Source organism: Clostridium sp. C105KSO13 (assembly GCF_001517425.1).
In the GTDB taxonomy this organism is placed as follows: Bacteria; Bacillota; Clostridia; order Lachnospirales; family Lachnospiraceae; genus Muricomes.
In genome coordinates, this window is sequence record NZ_FBWL01000156.1 from 48,699 (window position 1) to 69,692 (window position 20,994).

The 20,994-nt window shown below is 43.0% G+C and carries 20 protein-coding genes; 18 read left to right on the forward strand and 2 right to left on the reverse strand.

Annotation, left to right across the window (positions count from 1 at the left end):
* Positions 1 to 56: 56 nt before the first annotated feature.
* Entirely contained in the window at positions 57 to 1,268 is a 1,212-nt protein-coding gene (locus BN3456_RS05235) for an FprA family A-type flavoprotein (protein WP_089983083.1), read from the reverse strand.
* A 178-nt stretch (positions 1,269 to 1,446) separates the two neighbouring features.
* Here BN3456_RS05235 and BN3456_RS05240 point away from each other — a divergent pair, with 178 nt between their 5' ends.
* From BN3456_RS05240 to BN3456_RS05290, 11 genes are all read left to right on the forward strand, one after another.
* Positions 1,447 to 2,169: a lantibiotic protection ABC transporter ATP-binding protein gene (locus BN3456_RS05240; RefSeq protein WP_089983084.1), complete on the forward strand. Its 723-nt coding sequence runs from the start codon at positions 1,447 to 1,449 to the stop codon at positions 2,167 to 2,169.
* Positions 2,151 to 2,930 (forward strand): lantibiotic immunity ABC transporter MutE/EpiE family permease subunit, encoded by a 780-nt coding sequence (locus BN3456_RS05245; RefSeq protein ID WP_089983085.1) that lies wholly within the window; start codon positions 2,151 to 2,153, stop codon positions 2,928 to 2,930. Before BN3456_RS05240 ends, BN3456_RS05245 begins: the two co-directional genes overlap by 19 nt.
* Positions 2,918 to 3,679: a lantibiotic immunity ABC transporter MutG family permease subunit gene (locus BN3456_RS05250; protein WP_176699105.1), complete on the forward strand. Its 762-nt coding sequence runs from the start codon at positions 2,918 to 2,920 to the stop codon at positions 3,677 to 3,679. Before BN3456_RS05245 ends, BN3456_RS05250 begins: the two co-directional genes overlap by 13 nt.
* A gap of 36 nt (positions 3,680 to 3,715) precedes the next feature.
* Entirely contained in the window at positions 3,716 to 4,375 is a 660-nt protein-coding gene (locus tag BN3456_RS05255; RefSeq protein WP_089983087.1) for a response regulator transcription factor, read from the forward strand.
* Positions 4,366 to 5,730, forward strand: a complete 1,365-nt coding sequence (locus tag BN3456_RS05260) for a sensor histidine kinase (protein ID WP_089983088.1) — start codon at positions 4,366 to 4,368, stop codon at positions 5,728 to 5,730. Before BN3456_RS05255 ends, BN3456_RS05260 begins: the two co-directional genes overlap by 10 nt.
* A gap of 17 nt (positions 5,731 to 5,747) precedes the next feature.
* Positions 5,748 to 6,104: an arsenate reductase family protein gene (locus tag BN3456_RS05265; protein WP_089983112.1), complete on the forward strand. Its 357-nt coding sequence runs from the start codon at positions 5,748 to 5,750 to the stop codon at positions 6,102 to 6,104.
* Positions 6,105 to 6,247: 143 nt separating this feature from the next.
* Positions 6,248 to 7,738 carry a DUF1538 domain-containing protein gene (locus BN3456_RS05270; protein WP_089983089.1) on the forward strand — a complete coding sequence of 497 codons (1,491 nt, stop codon included), beginning with the start codon at positions 6,248 to 6,250 and terminating at the stop codon, positions 7,736 to 7,738.
* A complete protein-coding gene (locus BN3456_RS05275) occupies positions 7,731 to 8,390 on the forward strand; it encodes a P-II family nitrogen regulator (RefSeq protein ID WP_089983090.1) in 660 nt (219 codons plus the stop codon). Before BN3456_RS05270 ends, BN3456_RS05275 begins: the two co-directional genes overlap by 8 nt.
* 109 nt (positions 8,391 to 8,499) lie before the next feature.
* Positions 8,500 to 10,131, forward strand: a complete 1,632-nt coding sequence (gene hcp / locus BN3456_RS05280) for a hydroxylamine reductase (RefSeq protein WP_089983091.1) — start codon at positions 8,500 to 8,502, stop codon at positions 10,129 to 10,131.
* 147 nt (positions 10,132 to 10,278) lie between these two features.
* Positions 10,279 to 10,719 (forward strand): GNAT family N-acetyltransferase, encoded by a 441-nt coding sequence (locus BN3456_RS05285; protein WP_089983092.1) that lies wholly within the window; start codon positions 10,279 to 10,281, stop codon positions 10,717 to 10,719.
* Positions 10,720 to 10,738: 19 nt separating this feature from the next.
* Positions 10,739 to 11,086 carry a cupin domain-containing protein gene (locus BN3456_RS05290; protein ID WP_089983093.1) on the forward strand — a complete coding sequence of 116 codons (348 nt, stop codon included), beginning with the start codon at positions 10,739 to 10,741 and terminating at the stop codon, positions 11,084 to 11,086.
* A gap of 37 nt (positions 11,087 to 11,123) precedes the next feature.
* On the opposite strand, the gene BN3456_RS05295 is transcribed toward BN3456_RS05290, so the two are convergent.
* Positions 11,124 to 12,218 (reverse strand): pyridoxal phosphate-dependent aminotransferase, encoded by a 1,095-nt coding sequence (locus BN3456_RS05295; protein ID WP_089983094.1) that lies wholly within the window; start codon positions 12,216 to 12,218, stop codon positions 11,124 to 11,126.
* 114 nt (positions 12,219 to 12,332) lie between these two features.
* On the opposite strand from BN3456_RS05295, the gene BN3456_RS05300 reads away from it, so the two are divergent.
* The 7 genes from BN3456_RS05300 to purC all read left to right on the forward strand — a co-directional run bounded on the left by BN3456_RS05300 (position 12,333) and on the right by purC (position 20,985).
* Positions 12,333 to 15,632 carry a DUF5717 family protein gene (locus BN3456_RS05300; RefSeq protein WP_347457840.1) on the forward strand — a complete coding sequence of 1,100 codons (3,300 nt, stop codon included), beginning with the start codon at positions 12,333 to 12,335 and terminating at the stop codon, positions 15,630 to 15,632.
* A 112-nt stretch (positions 15,633 to 15,744) separates the two neighbouring features.
* Positions 15,745 to 17,028 carry a DUF5716 family protein gene (locus BN3456_RS05305; protein WP_089983096.1) on the forward strand — a complete coding sequence of 428 codons (1,284 nt, stop codon included), beginning with the start codon at positions 15,745 to 15,747 and terminating at the stop codon, positions 17,026 to 17,028.
* A complete protein-coding gene (locus BN3456_RS05310) occupies positions 17,003 to 17,770 on the forward strand; it encodes a hypothetical protein (protein ID WP_089983097.1) in 768 nt (255 codons plus the stop codon). Before BN3456_RS05305 ends, BN3456_RS05310 begins: the two co-directional genes overlap by 26 nt.
* A gap of 131 nt (positions 17,771 to 17,901) precedes the next feature.
* Positions 17,902 to 18,738: an amino acid ABC transporter substrate-binding protein gene (locus tag BN3456_RS05315; protein ID WP_089983098.1), complete on the forward strand. Its 837-nt coding sequence runs from the start codon at positions 17,902 to 17,904 to the stop codon at positions 18,736 to 18,738.
* Between the two features lie 18 nt (positions 18,739 to 18,756).
* Positions 18,757 to 19,413: an amino acid ABC transporter permease gene (locus BN3456_RS05320; protein ID WP_089983099.1), complete on the forward strand. Its 657-nt coding sequence runs from the start codon at positions 18,757 to 18,759 to the stop codon at positions 19,411 to 19,413.
* An 11-nt stretch (positions 19,414 to 19,424) separates the two neighbouring features.
* Positions 19,425 to 20,111 carry an amino acid ABC transporter ATP-binding protein gene (locus BN3456_RS05325; RefSeq protein WP_089983100.1) on the forward strand — a complete coding sequence of 229 codons (687 nt, stop codon included), beginning with the start codon at positions 19,425 to 19,427 and terminating at the stop codon, positions 20,109 to 20,111.
* A 166-nt stretch (positions 20,112 to 20,277) separates the two neighbouring features.
* Positions 20,278 to 20,985 (forward strand): phosphoribosylaminoimidazolesuccinocarboxamide synthase, encoded by a 708-nt coding sequence (purC, locus tag BN3456_RS05330; RefSeq protein WP_089983101.1) that lies wholly within the window; start codon positions 20,278 to 20,280, stop codon positions 20,983 to 20,985.
* Positions 20,986 to 20,994 lie beyond the last annotated feature (9 nt).

The window sequence follows — 20,994 nt, forward strand, 5'->3', positions numbered from 1 at the left end:
AAAAACACATCAAATATCTGAATTGGTTTCTGTTATTTGATGTGTTTTTTATATGATTACTCTTTTCCGACGATCTGTCCTGCCAGTTTGTTCACCAATTCATCCAAAACACTCAGCTGTGCTTCCTTCAATGCGGATTTGATTGCAAAGTTTTCTGTCAGAAGTGTCATATTTTTCATTTCACTGATTTTTGCTTCTATCAGCTTTGCGGACATGGGCGCCCATGTCCCATTTCCGAGTACGGCAACTGTGCGGTTCTGTATATTCAATGCTTTCATATCTTCCAGATAATTTGCCATAACCGGATAAATGCCGGAATTATATGTAGGGGAAGCCAGTACCAGATGGCTGTACTTAAAGCTGTCCGATATCAGTTCAGACACATGAGTTCCGGAAATGTCGTGGACGGCAATATTTTTCACACCGGCGTCGGCAAGTTTGACAGCCAGGACATTGGCAGCATTCTCTGTATTGCCATACATGGAAGCATAAGCAATCATGACACCTTTAACTTCCGGCTCATACTTACTCCACAGATTATACTTTTCCAGTATATACTTCAGATTATTTCTCCAGATCGGCCCGTGGAGAGAGCAGATATAATGAATTTCCAGGGGGGTTATCTTCTTCAGCGCATTTTGCACCTGTATGCCGTATTTTCCCACAATATTGGCATAATACCGGCGGGACTCATCCAGATAGTCTCTGTCAAAGTCTATTTCATCATTGAAAACATTTCCGCCAAGTGCTCCAAAGGTTCCGAAGGCATCAGCAGAAAACAGCACTTTATCTGTTTCATCATAAGTCATCATTACCTCCGGCCAGTGTACCATAGGAGCCATGATAAAATGAAGTGTATGCTTTCCGCAGGAGAAGGTATCTCCTTCTTTTATGATGTTCTTCTTTCCTTCCATATCCATTCCGTAAAACTGATCAATCATGGGAAAGGTCTTTGCATTTCCGATAATCTGCATATCCGGATAGCGGAGCAGTAAATCTGCGATGAGAGAGCAGTGGTCCGGTTCCATATGGTTGATTACCAGATAATCGAGAGCTCTTCCGGATAGAACTTTCTCTACATTTTCAAGGAACTGCCGGCCTATAGCGTTATCTACTGTATCAAAGAGCACAGTCTTTTCATCCAGCAGAAGATAGGAATTATAGGCGATGCCTTTTGGGACGGGAAACATATTTTCAAAACGTTCCAGGCGGCGGTCACTTCCTCCGACCCAGTATAGATCATCCGTTACTTTTCTAAAACAATACATACGTGTGTCCTCCTCGTTTGTGTATACATGTATTATTTTATCATAAAAGTAAAAATACGCAAGTAAAGAGAACGCAATCATTAATACATTTTTATCTGCTTTTTCATATTCCTTATAAATTCCTTAGAATTGCCTTTTATCATAAAGCAGTAAGAAAAAAGGTGTTAGGAGGATGAAAATGCAGGATTTTATTTTAGAGACGAGAGGAGTATGTAAATCTTTCCACAAACAGCTGGTGTTGGATCATGTTTCGCTGATGGTACCGGAGGGAAGTGTCTATGGACTGCTGGGACCTAACGGAGCAGGAAAGTCTACTTTGTTAAAAATGTTTTCAGGCATGCTGCGGCCGGATGAGGGCGAAATTTTCTTTGAAGAAGAGAAGTGGTCCCGCGGATGCCTTGCTAAAACGGGGGTTCTGATTGAACAGGCGTCGTTGTATGAGAATTTGACGGCAAAAGAGAACCTGGAGGTCAGAAGGCTGCTGTCAGGGGAATCCCGTGAGCGTATTGATGAGGTATTGGAGATTGTAGATTTGAAGGATACTAAAAAGAAGCGGGCGGGGCAGTTTTCCATGGGAATGAGGCAGAGGCTGGGAATCGCAGCAGCACTTTTAAATCAGCCCAGGCTGTTGATTCTGGATGAACCCACCAATGGTTTGGATCCATTTGGAATCCAGGAGCTAAGAGAACTGATCCGTGGATTTGCGGCCCAGGGGATAACGGTGATTGTCTCCAGCCATATTTTAAGTGAGGTGGAGCAGATAGCCGATTATATCGGAATTATATCGGAAGGTGTCCTCGGTTATCAGGGAGGCATGAAGCAAGGGGAGGACCTGGAACAGCTTTTTACAGAAGTAGTGAAGAAGAACAGGAGGGGCCCAGCATGTGGAAAGCATATATGAAAGCAGAAAATTTGAAACATAGGCACACAGTCACTGCGAAACTGTTCTGGCTGGTACCTTTGTTTGCTATTATGATACCTGGCTTTTTAGCAACGCTGTCCGGGGGTTATTATTACCAGCTGAATCAGTTCAACTGGTCTTATACCACATTTTATCCCATGCTGCTTCTTTTGAGTACGGCTTTTGCTGTTCAGAGGGAGAAGAAGCTGAAGAATCGAGTAATCAGTGCATTGCCTGTTGATTTGAAAAAGGTATGGGCTGCAAAGACTGCATATATCTTAAAGATACTGGCTTGGGCAGCAATCATCATTTATGCCGGGGAAGAAATTATCAGCAGCATATTTGCAGCAGGAGGCAGCAGGATTATTTCCGGGGCAGCCGGCTTTGAGGCGGTCCTGCTGTGGATTATCTTAATTCTGTGGCAGATTCCGCTCTGGCTGTTTGTTTTTCATATATTGGGTTTTGCAGCAGGAATGATTCTGGGACTCGCAGGAAACATTGCCTTAGGTATTTTAGGTGCGTTATCAAAGTGGTGGCTGCTGAATCCTTTTACCTACATCAATCGTCTGATGTGTCCGGTACTTAAAATATTGCCAAACAATCTTTTGGCAGTACCGGAGAGCCAGACTTATGTTGAGGGAGTCCTAAATCCCATTGTTATACCGCAGGGAATTGCAGCGTCTCTGCTATTATTTATTGTTTTATGTGTACTGACTGCCAAATGGTATCAGAGAAAGGGGGAGACAGGATGGGAAAATTAGGTCGGGCTATGGCATCCGAGTTTTTAAAAATGCGCAGGACATGGATTCTATGGATACATGTTGTAATGCCTGTGACGGGAATTTTTATATTTCTTCTTTATTATCGATACGCAGGCGGGACTAACTGGGGGAAAATTTCCGGTTACATGGAGGTTTTAGCCCTGGTCTGTCCCACTCTTGTGGGTATCATCTGTGCTCTGGCAGCGGATCAGGAAAAAGAGGCCGGCCATCTGCAAAATCTTTTTGGTGTGACAAAAAGCAGATGCTTTATTATGGCAGAAAAGCTAGCCTTATTACTTATCTGTAACCTGGCTGCCCTATTTCTTGCCGCAGAAGGGTTTGGCATCGGCTTTGGGGGTGGGCAATCCAACCTGGAGATTCCGGGGAATTTTTATGTAATAATGACCGTTTTTTTATGGCTGCCTCAGTTTTTTGCCTACTGCTTTCATTTATATCTTGGGCTGCGTTTTTCAAAAGGCATTACAATCGGGGCCGGAATCGTGGAAAGTCTTCTGGCAGCGCTTTTTTTGACCGGAATGGGGGACGAAATCTGGGTATTTTTCCCTTGTGCCTGGGCAGAACGCTTTATCATGTATTATACCTTATATATCCGGGGAAAAATAAACATTTCTTTCTTGACGGGACAGGTAAAAGTTGGAATAATACTGGCAGGACTTCTTACGCTGGCAGGGGGCGTGCTATTCTTTGCATGGATACATGTTTACGAGGGCAGCGGGGTAGAAGACTGATAAGCGAACAGAATGTTTAGAGAGGTGGAAAGTGCTATGGCGTATATTCTGGCAGTAGATGATGACAAAGCAATTCTGGCGTTAATCCGCCGTGCGCTGGAAAAGGACGGGCATACGGTAACGGTCTGTGAAAGTGCCTGGGAAGTGAACAATTCGTTTTTAAGCAGGTATGATTTAATTCTGCTGGATATTATGATGCCGGGTACAGACGGAATCAGTTTTTGCCGGGATATCCGCGGTCAGGTGGACTGCCCCGTAGTTTTTTTGACTGCAAAAATAGATCAGAGCAGTATTATGAACGGGCTCGGTTCAGGTGCAGACGATTACATTATGAAACCCTTTGGAATCGGGGAGTTAAGGGCAAGGGTACAGGCTCACCTGCGCCGGGAAAAACGTGAGAAAAGGAATGCAGTACAGATATCCGGCGTCCTATTTGATCTTGCGGGAAAGCGGGCTGAAATTCAGGGACATTTGATACCGCTGACAAAAAGCGAATATGAGATCAGTGAATACCTGGCCCTCAATCATGGTCAGGTATCTTCCAAGGAGCAGATTTTTGAGAAAGTATTTGGTTATGACAGGGATTCAGATGTGGCGGCAATCACAGAGCATGTAAAAAACATTCGGGCAAAGTTTGGGGAATACAAAGTAAATCCGATAGAGACAGTGTGGGGGATAGGATATAAATGGAAGTAAAGAAAAAAGTAACATTGCAATCTGTTTTCTGGCGCTTTACTTTCTGGATTTTTGGACTAACGGCGGGACCAATACTGGTCTGCTGGTTTTTATTCTATTTTCTCTCTCAGACAGGAGTTGTTCTGCCGGCAAATTACAGTGAGAATGTGCTGGAGGATAACAGGAAAGCCATTGAGAGTGCAGAAGTTGTGACGGATGAATTAATACCGGATGGGTGCAGCTATGGGGTTTTTCAAACAAACGGGACTTACCTCTACGGGAATCTGAATGCAAAAAAACAGAATAAGATATGGAATGAATACGCACAGGGCGGCTTCGAGATTACAAACATAGGATATTTGAAATATTTTCAAAGGGAAGAAGGTGTGTGCATTGCCGTATATCACCTAAAAGCAGAATTTGTAAACCCTCTGCTCAGGAAATGGCTGCCTGGCTTTCCTGAAACGCTTGGGATTCTTAGCCTGCTGTCATTTTTAATTGGAATTGTTCTACTGAATCGAATATTTGGGAATGTTGTCGGAAGGGAACTGAAAGCGGTTAAGAAGGTGACGGAAAAGGTAAGACTTAAGGATTTGGAATTTGAAAAGCCAGATACGAGTATCCGGGAGGTTGACGAGGTTATGGAGTCTCTGGAGAAGATGAAGGAAGCTCTGAAAGATTCTCTAAAGGCACAGTGGAAGATGGAAGAAACGCGCAGGCAGCAGATAGGCGCATTGATTCATGATATTAAAACACCGCTGACTGTTATACGGGGAAATGCGCAGCTTATGCAGGAGGCTGAATCGGCTGAGGAAGCACGGGAATGCGAAGAATATATCTTGCAGGAAACCGGCCGGATTGAAGAGTATATACAAGTTTTGCAGAAAATGCTGCAGTCAGAGGAAACAACACAGTTTCAGAAAGAAAAGGTGGATGTACGACGGACTGCTGAAGCATTTGCCTCGAACGCAAAAATTCTTGCGGCAGGAAATCATCAGCATTTGAAGGTTGTAATTTCTTTCATTCCAGATTATATTAATAGTAACAGACAACTTCTCATCAGAGCCTGGGAGAACCTGCTTTCCAACGCTCTGGATTATACACCGGAGGGCGGAGACATCCACATCTTTATAAGGGAGGAGAGAGACAAGCTTTTATTTGTAATAGAAGACAGCGGACCGGGGTTTACAGAAGAAGACATACACAGAGGGACACAGCAGTTTTATCAGGGTGATAAAAGCCGAAATTCCCGGAACCATTACGGTGTGGGACTGTTTATGGCAGATTCGTTTGCGCAGCAGCAGGGTGGGAGATTGATACTGGGAAATTCTCCGAGAACAAAGGGCGCACTTGTCCGTCTGGAAATCAATATGTGAGAAAGAGAGGAAAGGGAATGTTATTTGTCTATTATCCTAAATGTACGACCTGTCAGAAAGCTAAGAAGTGGCTGGACGAAAGAGGAATATCCTATGAAGCGAGAGATATCAAGACACAAAATCCTAGTAAGGAGGAACTAAAAGAATGGTATCAGAAGAGCGGGCTCCCTTTGAAACGTTTTTTTAACACAAGCGGAATGTTATATAAGGAAATGAAGCTTAAGGACAAACTGCCGGACATGAGCGAGGACGAGCAGCTGGAGCTGCTGGCCACAGACGGAATGCTGGTAAAGCGCCCCGTAGTGAAAACCGGGGAAATTATACTTGTCGGATTTAAGGAAAAAGAGTGGGAAGAAAAACTGACCAAAGTGTAAGAAAATGAGAGGAAAAGACTGATTATTCTATTGATGGGTTGACTTTTTTTAAGCAATTTGTGTACAATAATAATGACGGTCTCTTTTGAGCCGCTGTGCACAGACAACTATGTTAACTATGAAGAAGAAAGGAAGATGCCCATTTGAGTGTAATTATATCTAAACTAAAAGAAGTCTTATTTTCCGTACTCCCTATCACGGCAATCGTGATTATACTTAATTTTACTTTGACACCTATTGATAAACCGGTCATGCTCAGGTTTCTCGTCGGTGCTTTCCTGATTATTATTGGACTGACCATATTTTTGCTTGGAGTTGATACAGGAATTACCCCAATCGGAAATACCATGGGAACAGGAATGATAAAACCGAACAAAGTCATAATTGTAGTGATTGCCGGGCTGCTGCTTGGTTTCTTTATCTCCATTGCCGAACCCGACCTTCATATACTTGCAGGGCAGGTAGACTCGGTCACGGGCGGGTTGATTTCGAAGGCTGTTATTCTTTTTATTGTATCTTTAGGCATTGCAATCATGCTAACTATAGGTCTTACCAGAATCGTTTATAATTTTCCACTTAATAAGCTGCTTACTATCTTATATGGCATTATTCTGATTCTTGCCATATTTACTTCTCCGGAATTTATGGCGGTAGCTTTTGATGCATCGGGGGCTACAACCGGGGCACTGACTGTTCCATTTATACTGGCTCTTGCGATAGGTGTTTCAAAGTTAAAGAAAGACAGTAAATCTTCAGAAAAGGATAGTTTTGGCCTTATTGCAATATCCTCCACAGGTGCAATCATTGGTGTTTTAATTATGAGTATTATTACAAAATCGGATAAAATTTCCGGCAGTCTTGAAACTAACGGAGCAGCATCAGCAGAAATTTTGGCACCGTTCTTTCGTCAGATTCCTGTTATGGCAAAGGAAGTACTGATTGCATTGGCTCCTATATTGATTATCTTTCTTGTGTTTCAGAAGGTTTCATTTAAACTGTCAAAAGCAACTGTTCGGAAGATATTATTTGGAATGTTATTTACTTTCATTGGTCTGGTGTTGTTTCTGACAGGGGTAAATGCAGGATTTATGGAGGTGGGAAGTATTATTGGGTATGAACTGGCGGCTATGGACAGCCCGGTATATGTTGTTTTGGTGGGATTCATACTCGGTATGGTCACGATTCTTGCAGAGCCTGCCGTATACGTATTGACACATCAGATTGAAGATGTGACTAGTGGATATGTAAAAAGGAAGGTTGTAATGGTAACCCTGGCTTTGGGTGTGGCTTTGGCTGTTGCCTTGTCTGTTATAAGAATTTTGGTTCCGGGAATAAAGCTATGGCATTATTTATTGCCGGGGTATATGATATCAATTGCATTGTCATATTTAGTACCGGAACTATTTGTCGGTATTGCCTTCGATTCAGGAGGTGTAGCTTCGGGGCCGATGACTGCCACATTTATTCTGGCATTTGCTCAGGGTGCTGCTGAATCTATAGAAGGTGCAAATGTACTGGTAGATGGATTTGGCGTGATTGCAATGGTTGCAATGACTCCGTTAATCGCACTTCAGATACTGGGTCTTATTTTTAAAATGAAATCCCAAAAAGGAGGACTGGAGAATAATGGATGAGAGGCTTAATGTAGAGCTGATTTGTATGATTGTAAATTACGGCTTTGGCAGCAGGGTAATAAAATCAGCAAAACGATGTGGTGTTTCCGGAGGGACAGTTACACTGGGAAGGGGTGCCGCAGGAAGTGGCCTTTTGGATTTCCTGGGACTTTCCGAGGAGAGAAAAGAGATTGTTTATATGGCAGCTGAGAGAGAAATTGCTTATCAGGCACTGGAAAAGCTTAATAAAGAATATCAGTTTCATAAACCAAACCACGGGATAGCTTTCACAACATCTATCTGTGGTATTCTTGGAACAAAGCGTATTGTATGTAGGAGTAAAAAAGAGGAAAGGGGTGCAGAGGAATCTATGTATCATGTTATCACAGTTATTGTAGACAAGGGAAAGGCCGAAGATGTAATCACTGCTGCTGTCGAAGCTGGCTCCAAAGGGGGTACCATTATGAATGCCAGAGGATCAGGAATCCATGAAACAAGCAGGCTGTTTTCTATGGACATTGAGCCGGAGAAAGAGATTGTCACCATACTGTCAGAAGATGACAGGACAGAGAAGATTACAGCTATGATCAGAGACAGCCTCAATATGGATGAGCCCGGGAATGGGATTATCTACGTGCAAAATGCTAATAAAACTTATGGAATCTATAAGTAGAAAAAAATTATTGTTTTGTTGTTTTAACAACATAAAAAGAAGTCCGAATCACGTAAACTCTAATCATGCAAAGGAAAACAATTTGTAGAAACGAAAGGAGAAAGTGAGTATGGAGAATAAGATGTTTTGTTTTCAATGTCAGGAGACCGTCGGATGTAAAGGCTGTACAAATGGTGGAGTATGTGGTAAAAAACCGAGAACAGCAAATCTACAGGATTTATTGGTATATGTATCCCGCGGATTAAGCGAGGTAGCCACCCGTCTCAGAGAAGAAGGAACGGATGTTGAAAGAGCTGTAAATCATTTGGTCACAGATAATTTATTTACTACCATCACCAATGCAAATTTTGATGATGAAGCAATTATAGATAAAATCAAGAAAACAGTTGATACCACTAAGAAGCTGAGAAGTGAGCTGAAAAATCAGTCAGATCTTACAGAGTCTGCACTGTGGGATGGAAAAGGCGACTGGGATGAAAAAGCCAGCCAGGTCGGCGTTCTTGTTACTGAGAATGAGGATATCCGAAGTTTACGAGAATTGATCACCTATGGTCTGAAAGGTATGTCAGCTTATCTGTTTCATGCAGAAGCATATGGGCAGATTTTCCCTGAGATTGAAAAGTTTATGCAGGAGGCTTTGGCAAAGACACGTGATGACAGTCTGAGTGTAGATGACTTGGTGGCATTGACCCTGGAGACAGGAAAAGTTGGTGTGGATGCTATGGCAGCACTGGATGGAGCTAATACAGCAGCTTATGGAAATCCTGAGATTACATCTGTGCCAATCGGCGTGCGCAATAATCCAGGCATTCTGATTTCCGGACATGATCTCCATGACCTGGAGATGCTGCTGGAGCAGACACAGGGGACAGGCGTGGATGTATATACACATTCTGAGATGTTACCGGGTCATTATTATCCGGCGTTTAAGAAATATTCTAATTTTGCAGGAAATTACGGCAATGCATGGTGGAAACAAAAAGAAGAATTTGACACCTTTAACGGGCCGATTCTGTTTACTTCAAACTGTATTGTACCTCCGAAGGACAGCTGCAAAGACAGAATTTATACTTCAGGTGCATCAGGATTCCCGGGATGTAAACATATTCCGGAGGATGAGAACGGCAAGAAGGATTTCAGTGAAATCATTGCACACGCCAAGAAATGTCAGCCGCCTGTAGAGATTGAGACAGGAGAGATTGTCGGCGGATTTGCCCACAATCAGGTTATTGCACTGGCAGATAAAATTGTAGATGCGGTAAAATCAGGTGCTATCAAGAAGTTTGTAGTTATGGCGGGATGTGACGGCCGTATGAAGTCACGCAGCTACTACACAGAATTTGCAGAGGCACTGCCCAAAGATGCGGTAATCTTGACGGCAGGCTGTGCAAAGTACAGATACAACAAGCTGAACCTGGGCGATATCGGAGGAATTCCGAGAGTACTGGATGCAGGTCAGTGTAATGATTCCTATTCACTGGCAGTCATTGCAATGAAGCTTCAGGAAATCTTTGGACTGGATGATATCAACGACCTTCCGATTGTTTATAATATTGCATGGTATGAGCAGAAGGCTGTTATCGTTCTTTTAGCTCTGTTATCCCTTGGCGTAAAGAACATTCACCTTGGACCGACACTTCCGGCATTCTTATCACCGAACGTAACAAAGGTTCTGGTAGATAATTTCGGAATTGCAGGAATTACAACTGTAGAAGATGACATGAAAGCATTCTTCGCATAAATAAATGCAGGGAGCGAATCTTGAAAATAAGCGAGATTCGCTCCTTTTGCCCGGTGTGCTGCTAAAACATAATTCATGCTATAAGCTGCCACTTGCTTAAAATCTCATAAACCGTTATGATAAAAGGCAGCAGGAGGTAAAAAAACGATGATACGTGAATTAAAATTAGAGGACAAAGAATTATACCTTAAGATGGCACATGATTTTTACCGTTCGCCGGCAGTGCTGTACTCAATACCGGATTCCTACATAGAACGCACTTTCGAAGAATGTATGAAGAGTGACACCTATGTAAAGATTTATATTTTGGAACATGAGGAGAAGCCTGCAGGTTACGGAATGCTCGCTAAGACATTTTCCCAGGAAGCGGGGGGATATGTCTGCTGGCTGGAAGAACTTTATATTTTGGAGCAGTACCGCTCAAAGGGACTGGGCAGTGAATTTTTCCGATATGTAGAAAAGAACCGGGAAGAGGGAGTTACCCGATTCCGTCTGGAGGTGGAAGAGGATAATACAAGAGCAAGAGAACTTTATAAAAGAATGGGCTACAAAAGTTTGGATTACTGTCAGATGACTAAGGAATTTTAATAATAGGAGGTAAATGAATATGACAAAAGCAGGAGAAAGAAAAGTAGAAACGGTAGAAAGAGCAAACGGAGGAGCCGGATTTATTATGAAGGAGGCTCTGCTTGAACCACAACAGCTGGGCAATCACTGCAAAATGTTTTCTCAGGTCACATTGAAACCAAATTGCGAGCTTGGATACCATGAACATCACGGGGAGACAGAAACCTACTACATTCTTTCTGGTCATGGGATGTATGATGATGATGGCAAGGCAGTCCCTGTGGAGGCGGGGGACGTTCTGTTCTGTGAAGACGGAAAGGGACATGGAGCTAAAAATACAGGGGAGGAGGATCTGGTGTTTGTAGCTTTAATATTAAAGACAAAATAAAAAATGAATGTGAAGGAGGCCTGCCCTCTTAACACGTTTAAGAGAGTACCTCCGCCAATGCTTTCAGCAGCCGTGTATTATCTTCAGGATTCATGATACAAAAGCGTACATATTCACCTTCCAGACATTGGAAGGAGGAGCAGTCGCGTATCATGAGTCCCTTTTTTATACAGGATTCGAAGACATCTGCTGCAGTAATTTTGTCCTTGTGTATCTGAATCAATATAAAGTTGGCTGAAGCTTCATAAACGGTAATTTGCGAAAAGTGGCGCAGCTCTTTTAGCATCCGTTCTCTTTCGCTGAGAATGAGGCTGCGGGTTTTCTGAGTATATTCTTTGTCCTTTAGCATAAGCTCACCTGCGAAGGCTCCGATACTGTTTAGGGACCATGGAATCTGGTGTTCTTTGACCCCAGCGAGGAAGGAAGCATTTCCGGTAACCCCATACCCTAAGCGCAGGCCAGGGGCGGCAAAGAATTTGGATACTCCGCGCAGAATCATGAGATTATCGAAATCTTTTACAAGAGACATAGCAGTAATCTCTGAGACGTCAGGAGCAAATTCCACATAGGTCTCGTCAATCATGACGAAGGTCTGCGAATCTCTGCATACTTTGAGAATCTTTCGCATCTCTGCTGTGGTAATCGCAGAAGAAGTGGGGTTATTTGGGTTACATATGATGAGTAGATCATAGTGGTTCTGCAGCTTTTTAGTAAAATCTGAAATATCAAGCTGAAAATTCTTATTTGAATTTAAATGGTAGTATTCCTGTATACTTTCGGAGAAAGAGAGTTCTCTTGCGTATTCAGAGTAAGTGGGACCGAGTATGAGTGTTTTTTTCGGATATCTTTGTTCTATGAGAAGGGAGATGAGTTCGGTGGAACCATTCCCCACTATTACACAGTCCGGAGAAACCTGGCAGTAGTTTCCAATAACATGGCGCAGTACGGTATATTCTCTGTCAGGATAGGTGGAAATAATGTCCAGATGGCATGCCACTTCTCGTCTCACCTTCTCGGAAAGTCCCAAAGGGTTTACATTGGCGCCGAAATTAACGATAGAATCCTTAGAAACTCCGTAGTGTTCAGCAACTTTTTCCAAATCACTGCCGTGAAAACCTGAAATCGTACTCATGTATACAATCTCCTTTCAAAATCTTTTATTCACCCGTTGCAAGTAATACCATAAAGATGATATAATTCATTATAGCGTGCTTATGGAAAAATGCAATGAAAGAAATATGAGTAGGTGACCAACTTGAAAAATAAGATTAAACGTCTTTCCAAAGGGGATTTCCATATTTCTCAGCCGGAAATTATTTTTCCGGAGACACGGATCATCATGCGTGTCGGGGAAGGTGAGATGTACAAAGGAAGTTTCTCCCTGCAGAATCAGGGAGAGGGAACGATCAGAGGGCTTGTGTATCCCTCTTCTTATCGTGTCCACTGTGAGGAGCAGGGCTTTGATGGAAATCCGGTTAATATTTATTATACATACGATGGATCCGGACTGGTGCCGGGACATGTGGAGCATGGAAGGTTTACGATTGTCTGCAACGGAGGAGAGTACAATGTTGCGTTTACAGCAATCATTGAGAAACCTTTTGTAATGACAGGTTACGGGAAAGTCCAGAGTCTGGAAGATTTTAAGAAGCTTTCTTTCAGAGACTCGGCAGAAGCAGAGAAGCTGTTTCGCTCCAGAGATTTTTATGAGATATTGAAGTATGAAGACAAACGCATACAGGCACTGTACAACAATATGCGCAAGTGGGAGCTGGACCAGCAGGCCCTTGAGGAGTTCCTGGTAGGCTGTAAGCAGAAGGAGAAGATTTTCCTGACACTGGAAGAAGAGAGCCGTGCATTCATGGAAGTGAAGGAGGCTCGCAAAGAGACCCTCACAGTGAAGAAAAACACATGGGGATTTTTGTCCATGGATGTACGCACAGTAGGAGATTTCCTCACAGTAGAACATTCCAAAGTAACGACAGAAGAGTTTATTGGAAATTCGTATCGGCTGGAGTATATCATTAGTGAAGAGAATCTTCATCGGGGAAGCAACTTTGGCCAGATTATTCTCGAGACGCCCTATGAGACACTGACTTATGAAATTGTGGTAGAAAAGGATGTAAAGCGGGGCGAGGAGTATCGTGCTTCGGACAAAGAATTTGCCAGTATTATCCAACGATACCTGACTTATGAGGCCGGCAGGATTGATTTAAATACATGGACGGAAGAGTCACTGAAGAAGATTCAGCATCTGCGGGACGAGAACGGCAGAAATGAAATATATCTGCTTGTCCATGCCCACATCTGTCTCCTTGGAAAGCACTTCGATGAGGCGAAACTTATTCTGGAGTCTTACAATTACAATCGTTTTGCAATCGGCAAAAATGTGGAAATAAGTTCTTATTATTTATATCTGACTACTTTGTTAAGCAATGACTCTATTGGTCAGAGGAGGGTGGCAGAAGAGCTGTCCAAATCTTATCTGAAGCATCCGGAGAGCTGGATGATTCTTTGTATGCTGGTGAACGTGGACTCAGAATATAAAATTTACAGTGAGCGTCTGCGTGCTTTGGAACGCCAGTTCTATGAGGAGAAGACACACAGTATATGGTACTACCTGGAAGCCTTTAAGTGTTTTCGTGACAAGAGCTCCTCTTTGAAGAAACTGGGCACATTTGAGGTGCAGGTTTTGTATTTTGCGGCAAAGTACAAGCTTATGACGAAAGAACTGGCCCTGTATACAGCTAATCTGGCCAGCCAGCTGAAGCAGTTTGACAAGCGTCTTTTTGAAACGATGGTTCTGTCATATAGAATGTATGAAGAATATATGATCCTCACAGCTATCTGCACACTGCTTATCAAGGGAAACCGTGTGGGCCCGGAATATTTTAAATGGTATGAAGAAGCTGTGGAGTCGGAACAGAAGATTGCACAGCTATATGAATATTACATGGCTTCCATCCAGGAAGATCGTTTTCACAAAGCTCTGCCCAGATCTGTGTATCTGTATTTTATGCACGGAAATATGTTGGATTACCGCAAATGTGCACTGTTGTATTCAAATCTTATTACCTATGAGGATGAATCCAGTGAAATTTATGCTCATTACAGGGATGAGATGGAAGCTTTTGCGTGGAATCAGCTGGAAAAACGTCATATTGATGAACAGCTGCGTATTATTTACAAGCGATTTATTATAGAGAGCGCCATGAATACAGGTCGGATCAATGCGTTGTTTGATATCTGCCATGCTTATGAAATTACAACAAAAATACCGCATATGAAGTTTATTTATGTCATAGCGGATGACGGGAATATTGTGCAAAGGGTACCGTATACCGACAAAGGAGCACAGGTATTTCTTTATTCAAAGACTGATCGTCTTGTGTGGGAAGCAAGAGATGGAAGACATTACACAGATTCCATCCCCTATGAAAGCCGGCGTCTGTTTTATGAGCTCCGCTATATGGATATGTGCAAGAAATATTTAAATGGCATGCGCAGAAATCAGCAGAGAGAAGATGAAGAGCTGTTGACGCTGGACATTGTCAAGAAAAATGGTGTGGAAAATTACGAGGAAGAAGAGCTGTTTGGTCTCTGCAGCAAAACAATAAGAGAGAGCAATTATGAGAATGATGACTTCCTGACCTATATCTGTTTTGAATTGTTTAAACAGGGTAATTATGACAAAGTTATTTTAACTTATCTTGCAAATTATTACTGTGGCGCAACGGTAGATATGAAAAGACTCTGGCGGGAGGCAAAAGAATATGAGGTACACACACACAGCCTGGCCGAACGGATTTTGACACAGATGCTGTTTTCCGAGGAGTTGTTTGCAGAGGTACAGATATTTGAGGACTATTATGCAGAAGGTGCGTACTTTAGACTACAGCAGGCATATCTTGCATATATGGCCAGAGGCTATGTGGTGGAAGAGCGGAAAATAGGCAAAAGCGTTATTGATATCATATGCAAAGAATATGAAAAGGGAGAAGACACCATCGACATCTGTAAGATTGCAGTTTTGAAATACTATTCAAACCGTGAGTATAACTCCGGAACACGGAAGACATTGAAGAAGTTTCTGCAGGAACTCTGTGGAAAGCAGATTTATTTCCCGTTTTTCCTTTCTTATGAAAAGGAGTGGCTGATCGAGCTTCAACTCTGGGACAAGACTTTGATTGAATATAAAGGACAGAAGGGCAGCCGTGTTATGCTCTACTACCAGCTCCAGAAGGGGGAGTTTCAAGAGATAGATTATTCCATGGAAGTTCTGACGCCTATGTATGAGAATCTTTACGTGAGAAAGTTTGTCCTTTTTGCCAATGAAAAGCTGAAATACTATTTCAAAGAGACAATCGACGGGAACACATACCGAAGTGATAAAGAAATATGCGTAAAAGAAGTGGAAATAGGAGAGGCTGGGAGATACGGGTGCCTGAATGATATGCTTTTGTGCGAGGGCGAAGAAAAGGAGAACAAGATGAAAGCTTATGCAGCAGAAGACGCAATAGCAGTGCATATGTTTGAGCAGTATTAAAAAAACATCCATGTCACTAAGGTGGGAAAGGACCCCGCCAAGTCGACAGGATGTACTTTGCAGCTAGGGTCCGAAAAGACCAGATCCAAGCAGCATAAGCAGGAGGTTTGTCATGGGACAAGGTAATATAATTGGATATGAAATAAATAATAAGGCCTGTCAGATCAGCTTCTATAACGAACAGCAGCTTGAGCCGGAGACTCTGGAAGTGGATTCTGATAATTATCAGATTCCGTTGATTATCGGTAAGCTTAGGGATACGTGGGCTTACGGTAAAGAGGCAAAGCGTCTTGTGACTATTAAAGAAGGTTTTACGGTGACCCGGCTTCTGGAGAAGAGTCTGGCGGGGGAGAAGATTGAATTTGGAGAAGAAACCTATGATGCAGTATGGCTGCTGTCCAAGTTCATCCAGATGTCCCTGCAGTCTTTCCCGCAGATAGATGGAATTGTATTCAGTGTGCCGGAACTGACAGAGGAGCTGGCAGGTCTCCTACGAGGAATTGCGGTAAGAATGAATGTTGATAAAAGGCATATCTTTATCCAGGACTATAAAGAAAGTTTCTGTAATTATTTGTTTTACCAGCCAAAAGAACTCTGGCAGTATGAGGCGGCCCTGTTTTGCTGTGAGCGAAATGAGATTAAGGCATACATGCTGCGGCGTCTAAAACCCGGTCTGGGAGGCGGTAAAACTACGTTTGTCACCGTGGACGAGGTAGCAAGTGCCCACATGAAGGAGCTGGCTGCAGTTTATCCGGTACTAAATGAGGATAAGGCGAAGGAAGCAGATGCACGATTCAGCAGATTCATCGAAGGTGTATTCGACAAGCGGATTGTCTCTTCTGTTTTTTTGACCGGAGAAGGTTTTGAGAATAACTGGTATCCCGCATCGCTCCGGGTGCTGTGCAATGGAAGGCGGGCATTTATCGGGAATAATCTTTACAGCAAGGGTGCCTGCTACACGGCATATCGGAAGATGTTCATACATATTGAAGATCCGGTGTATCTGGCGGAGACAAAACTGACGGATCAGATTACAGTTAATATGCGTGTGGACGGACAGGAAATGCGGTATCCTATTGTCTCCTGGGGGGCCCACTGGTATGAGTCTAATAACCAGTGGGAGGTACTGCTGGAAGATGTGGAGGATATTGAACTGTACGTTGAATCTCTTGTCCAGGGAACACTGAAAACGGAAATGATTTCTTTGAAAAACTTCCCCAAAAGAGGGGAATATTCTATGCGGCTTCAGATAGAAACTTTATTTCTGGATGAGAAGACCTGCAAGATTACTGTGCGGGATGTAGGATTTGGAGAATTCTTCCTGCCGACTGATTTCCAGGAAGAAAAGATTATACATTTAGGAGGCAACGATGGGAAGTTTAATTCTCTGTCATGACAGACATGCGACGCATCCTTATGAAATTTCGAGGATCCACTGCAAGATATTTACAATTGAAGAATTATGCTATTATCTGTGCAATAATCTTTATCTGGTGGATTACACAATTATGAACGAACAGCTCTGCACGTGGCTGGAGGAAGAGATTGGGATGCCGGAGCTGGCAGCGAGCCTGAGGGATGTTATCCAGATGCGCGGTTCCGTAGAAAAATTTGTGCTGACTATTCTGAAAAGTTCTAAGATATTTAGAGAACCGGAGATGATTCGGATACAGAATGTACTGGAGCGTTTGAAGAATCAGAAGGATATTGAACGGCAGAAGTTCAAGGGAGACAATCTGCTGGAGAGTGGTGAGATTGAGGAAGCAATTCTTGTATATCAGGCAATTCTCAATGAGGAATCGGATGAAAGTGTTGATCCTAAGTTTTATGGGAAGATCTATGCAGGTCTGGGGGCTGCGTACGGAAGACTCTTTTTATATCAGGAGTCGGCAAAGATGTACGACAGAGCCTATCAGATATGTGAGGATACACAGCTGCTGAAGCCGTATCTCTATGCATCTTACAAATACATGTCCCTGGAGGAATATCACATTTTACTGACGAAGCATGATGATTATGCGGAAATCAATGCCCAGATGCGCCAGGAGATGGAGCATATCAGAGAGCATCTGCAGATGGAGCCAACCGAGGTGCTGCTGGAAAAATGGAAGCAGCAGTACAGGAGAAGTCATATATAGCACAGGATAGTGAGCTGTGCTACGTTTGACACAAAGGCAGAAATGTGTTACTATGTCCAAGTGATTTAGCGTGGTAAAGCAATCAATTGATAAAAGAAGAAAGCGCACTTGATCGAGGAGGACATTATATTATGAAGAGAAAATTGGCAATGGCAATGACTGCCGTGCTTGTATTATCAGCGGGCATAGCAGGGTGTGGAAACAAAGACAAAAATACATCTGCCGGGGCGGGAAAAAAAACAGCCGTAATTAACGAGGAAAAGAAAGAGGGAGATACTTTTACGTTGGGATTTGATGCAAGTTTTCCTCCCTATGGATATAAAGATGATGACGGAGAATATGTAGGCTTTGATTTGGATCTGGCTCAGGAGGTATGTGAGAGAAACGGCTGGGAATTAGAAAAACAGCCGATTGACTGGGATGCCAAGGATATGGAGCTGAATGCAGGGACCATCGACTGCATCTGGAATGGATTTACTTTAAACGGCCGGGAGGATGAGTATACATGGTCAGAACCTTACGTGGATAATAGTCAGGTAGTGGTAGTTTCAGAAGATTCCGGAATTAAATCCTTCGATGATCTGGCAGGTAAAATCGTGGAAGTGCAGGCAGATTCCTCCGCACTGAAAGCGCTGGAAGGTGACCAGAAGGAATTAGCCGGGACATTTGGGAATCTGACACAAGTGCCGGATTACAATACTGCTTTTATGGATCTGGAAGCTGGATCGGCAGAAGCAGTTGCTATGGACATAGGAGTTGCAGACTACCAGATTGAATCAAGAGGGGGCGGATATGTCATACTGAAGGATGCTATATCCAGTGAACAATATGCTGTCGGATTTAGAAAAGGAAATGAGAAGCTTAAGGACCAGGTACAGAAGACATTGGATGAGATGGCCGGGGACGGTACGCTCATGTCAATCGCAGAAAAATGGGGCGTTGAGGATGCTGTTACCCTGGGCAAATAATCCCGGAGGATTAAGAGAATGAATATAAGTATTACGACGATGCTGGGACAATTGGCAGGGGGCATGCTAGGGACGATGGGGATATTCTTTGCAACCATTTTGTTTTCCCTGCCCCTGGGACTAATTGTTGCATTTGGAAGAATGTCAAAAATCAAGATCATCCAGTGGATTGCAAAAATTTACATTTCCATTATGCGGGGAACACCATTAATGCTGCAGTTGATGGTGGTATATTTTGGACCTTACTACATATTCGGGATCAGGATATCAGCTTCCTACAGGCTAAGTGCCGTATTAATTGCATTTACAATTAATTATGCCGCCTATTTTGCGGAAATTTACCGGGGAGGTATTGAGTCTATGCCGGTGGGGCAGTATGAAGCGGCACGGCTTTTGGGCTACAGTAGAGGGCAGACTTTTTTCCGCGTTATTTTCCCACAGGTAATTAAGAGAATTATGTCGTCTGTGACCAATGAAGTTATCACCCTTGTAAAAGACACCTCGCTGGCATTTTCTATTGCATATGCGGAGATGTTTACTACAGCAAAGCAGATTGCAGCGTCTCAGACGTCTATCATTCCTCTGGTTTCGGCCGGGATATTTTATTATCTGTTTAACCTGATCGTGGCTGTTGCGATGGAAACGCTGGAAAAGAAATTGAATTATTATAAGTAGGAGGAAATGTCATGAGTTTGCTTGAAATGAGCCATATTAAGAAAAGGTTTGACGGCGTGGAAGTATTAAAGGACATCTCCCTGAAAGTAGAGGAGGGGGAGGTCCTTGCAATTATCGGGCCCTCCGGTTCCGGGAAGTCAACATTGCTCCGCTGTGCCACGGATTTGGAGACACCGGATGGCGGGGATATTCACTATGAAGGGAAGTTTGGTCTGGTATTTCAGAACTTCAACCTGTTCCCTCATTTTTCCGTGCTGAAGAATATTACCGATGCCCCTTTGAAGGTACAGAAACGGGATAAAGAGGAAGTACTTAAAGAGGCCAGGGCCCTTTTGAAAAAGATGGGGCTGGAAGACAAAGAGGAGGCCTTTCCCTATCAGCTTTCCGGAGGGCAGCAGCAGCGGGTATCTATTGCGAGAGCACTGGCCATGAACCCTAAAATACTTTTCTTTGACGAGCCCACGTCGGCTCTGGATCCGGAACTTACGGGGGAAATCCTAAAGGTGATCAAAGATCTGGCAGCAGAACAGATGACGATGGTTATCGTGACTCATGAAATGAATTTTGCAAAAAATGTAGCCGACCATATTATTTTTATGGACAAAGGCATCATTGAAGAGCAGGGGACACCGGAGGAAGTATTTGGTTCTGACAATGCCAGAATGCAGGGGTTTCTTGGCAAAATAACTGCAAATTAATGATGCATAAGGTGCATCATATTAGTAGGATTTATATATATCAGTTGAAATAAATAATGAACGTGAGCTTGTACAAGGCGGTGGATATATTGCTTTTACCATTGCCTTGTATTATACTTTTATGGTAGCTTAACACGATGAAGACGTAAAGGACAGGTGTAAATGTATGAATAAACTGGAACAGCTTTACGAAGGAAAAGCAAAAAAGGTGTTTGCAACAGATGACCCGGATATTGTAATTGTAGACTATAAGGATGATGCTACTGCCTTTAACGGAGAAAAGAAGGGAACAATCGTTGGAAAAGGTGTAATTAATAACCGGATGACGAACTATATTTTTCAAGTACTTGAAAAGGAAGGTGTGCCCACCCATTACGTAGAGGAACTCAGTGACAGAGAAAGCGCAGTAAAAAAGGTGGAGATTGTTCCTCTGGAAGTGATTGTCCGGAATGTGGCAGCAGGAAGCTTTTCCAAGAAGCTTGGAATCGAAGAAGGAAGAAAGTTGTTGGTCCCCACGCTGGAATTCAGCTATAAGAATGATGATCTGGGCGATCCAATGATCAACGATTATTATGCCATAGCAATCGGTGCTGCTACGCGGGAGGAAATTGATAAAATAACAGAGTATACTTTTAAGGTAAACGAGGTATTGAAAAAATTCTTTGGAGAAGCGGGAATTGAGTTAATTGATTTTAAGATTGAATATGGCAGGTTCCATAACAATATTATTCTTGCCGACGAGATTTCACCGGATACATGCAGGCTGTGGGACAAAGAGACACATGAGAAACTGGACAAAGACCGGTTCCGGAGAGATATGGGAAATGTGGAGGACGCATATAACGAAGTATTTCAACGCATCGGGATTCAATAATCGGGAGTG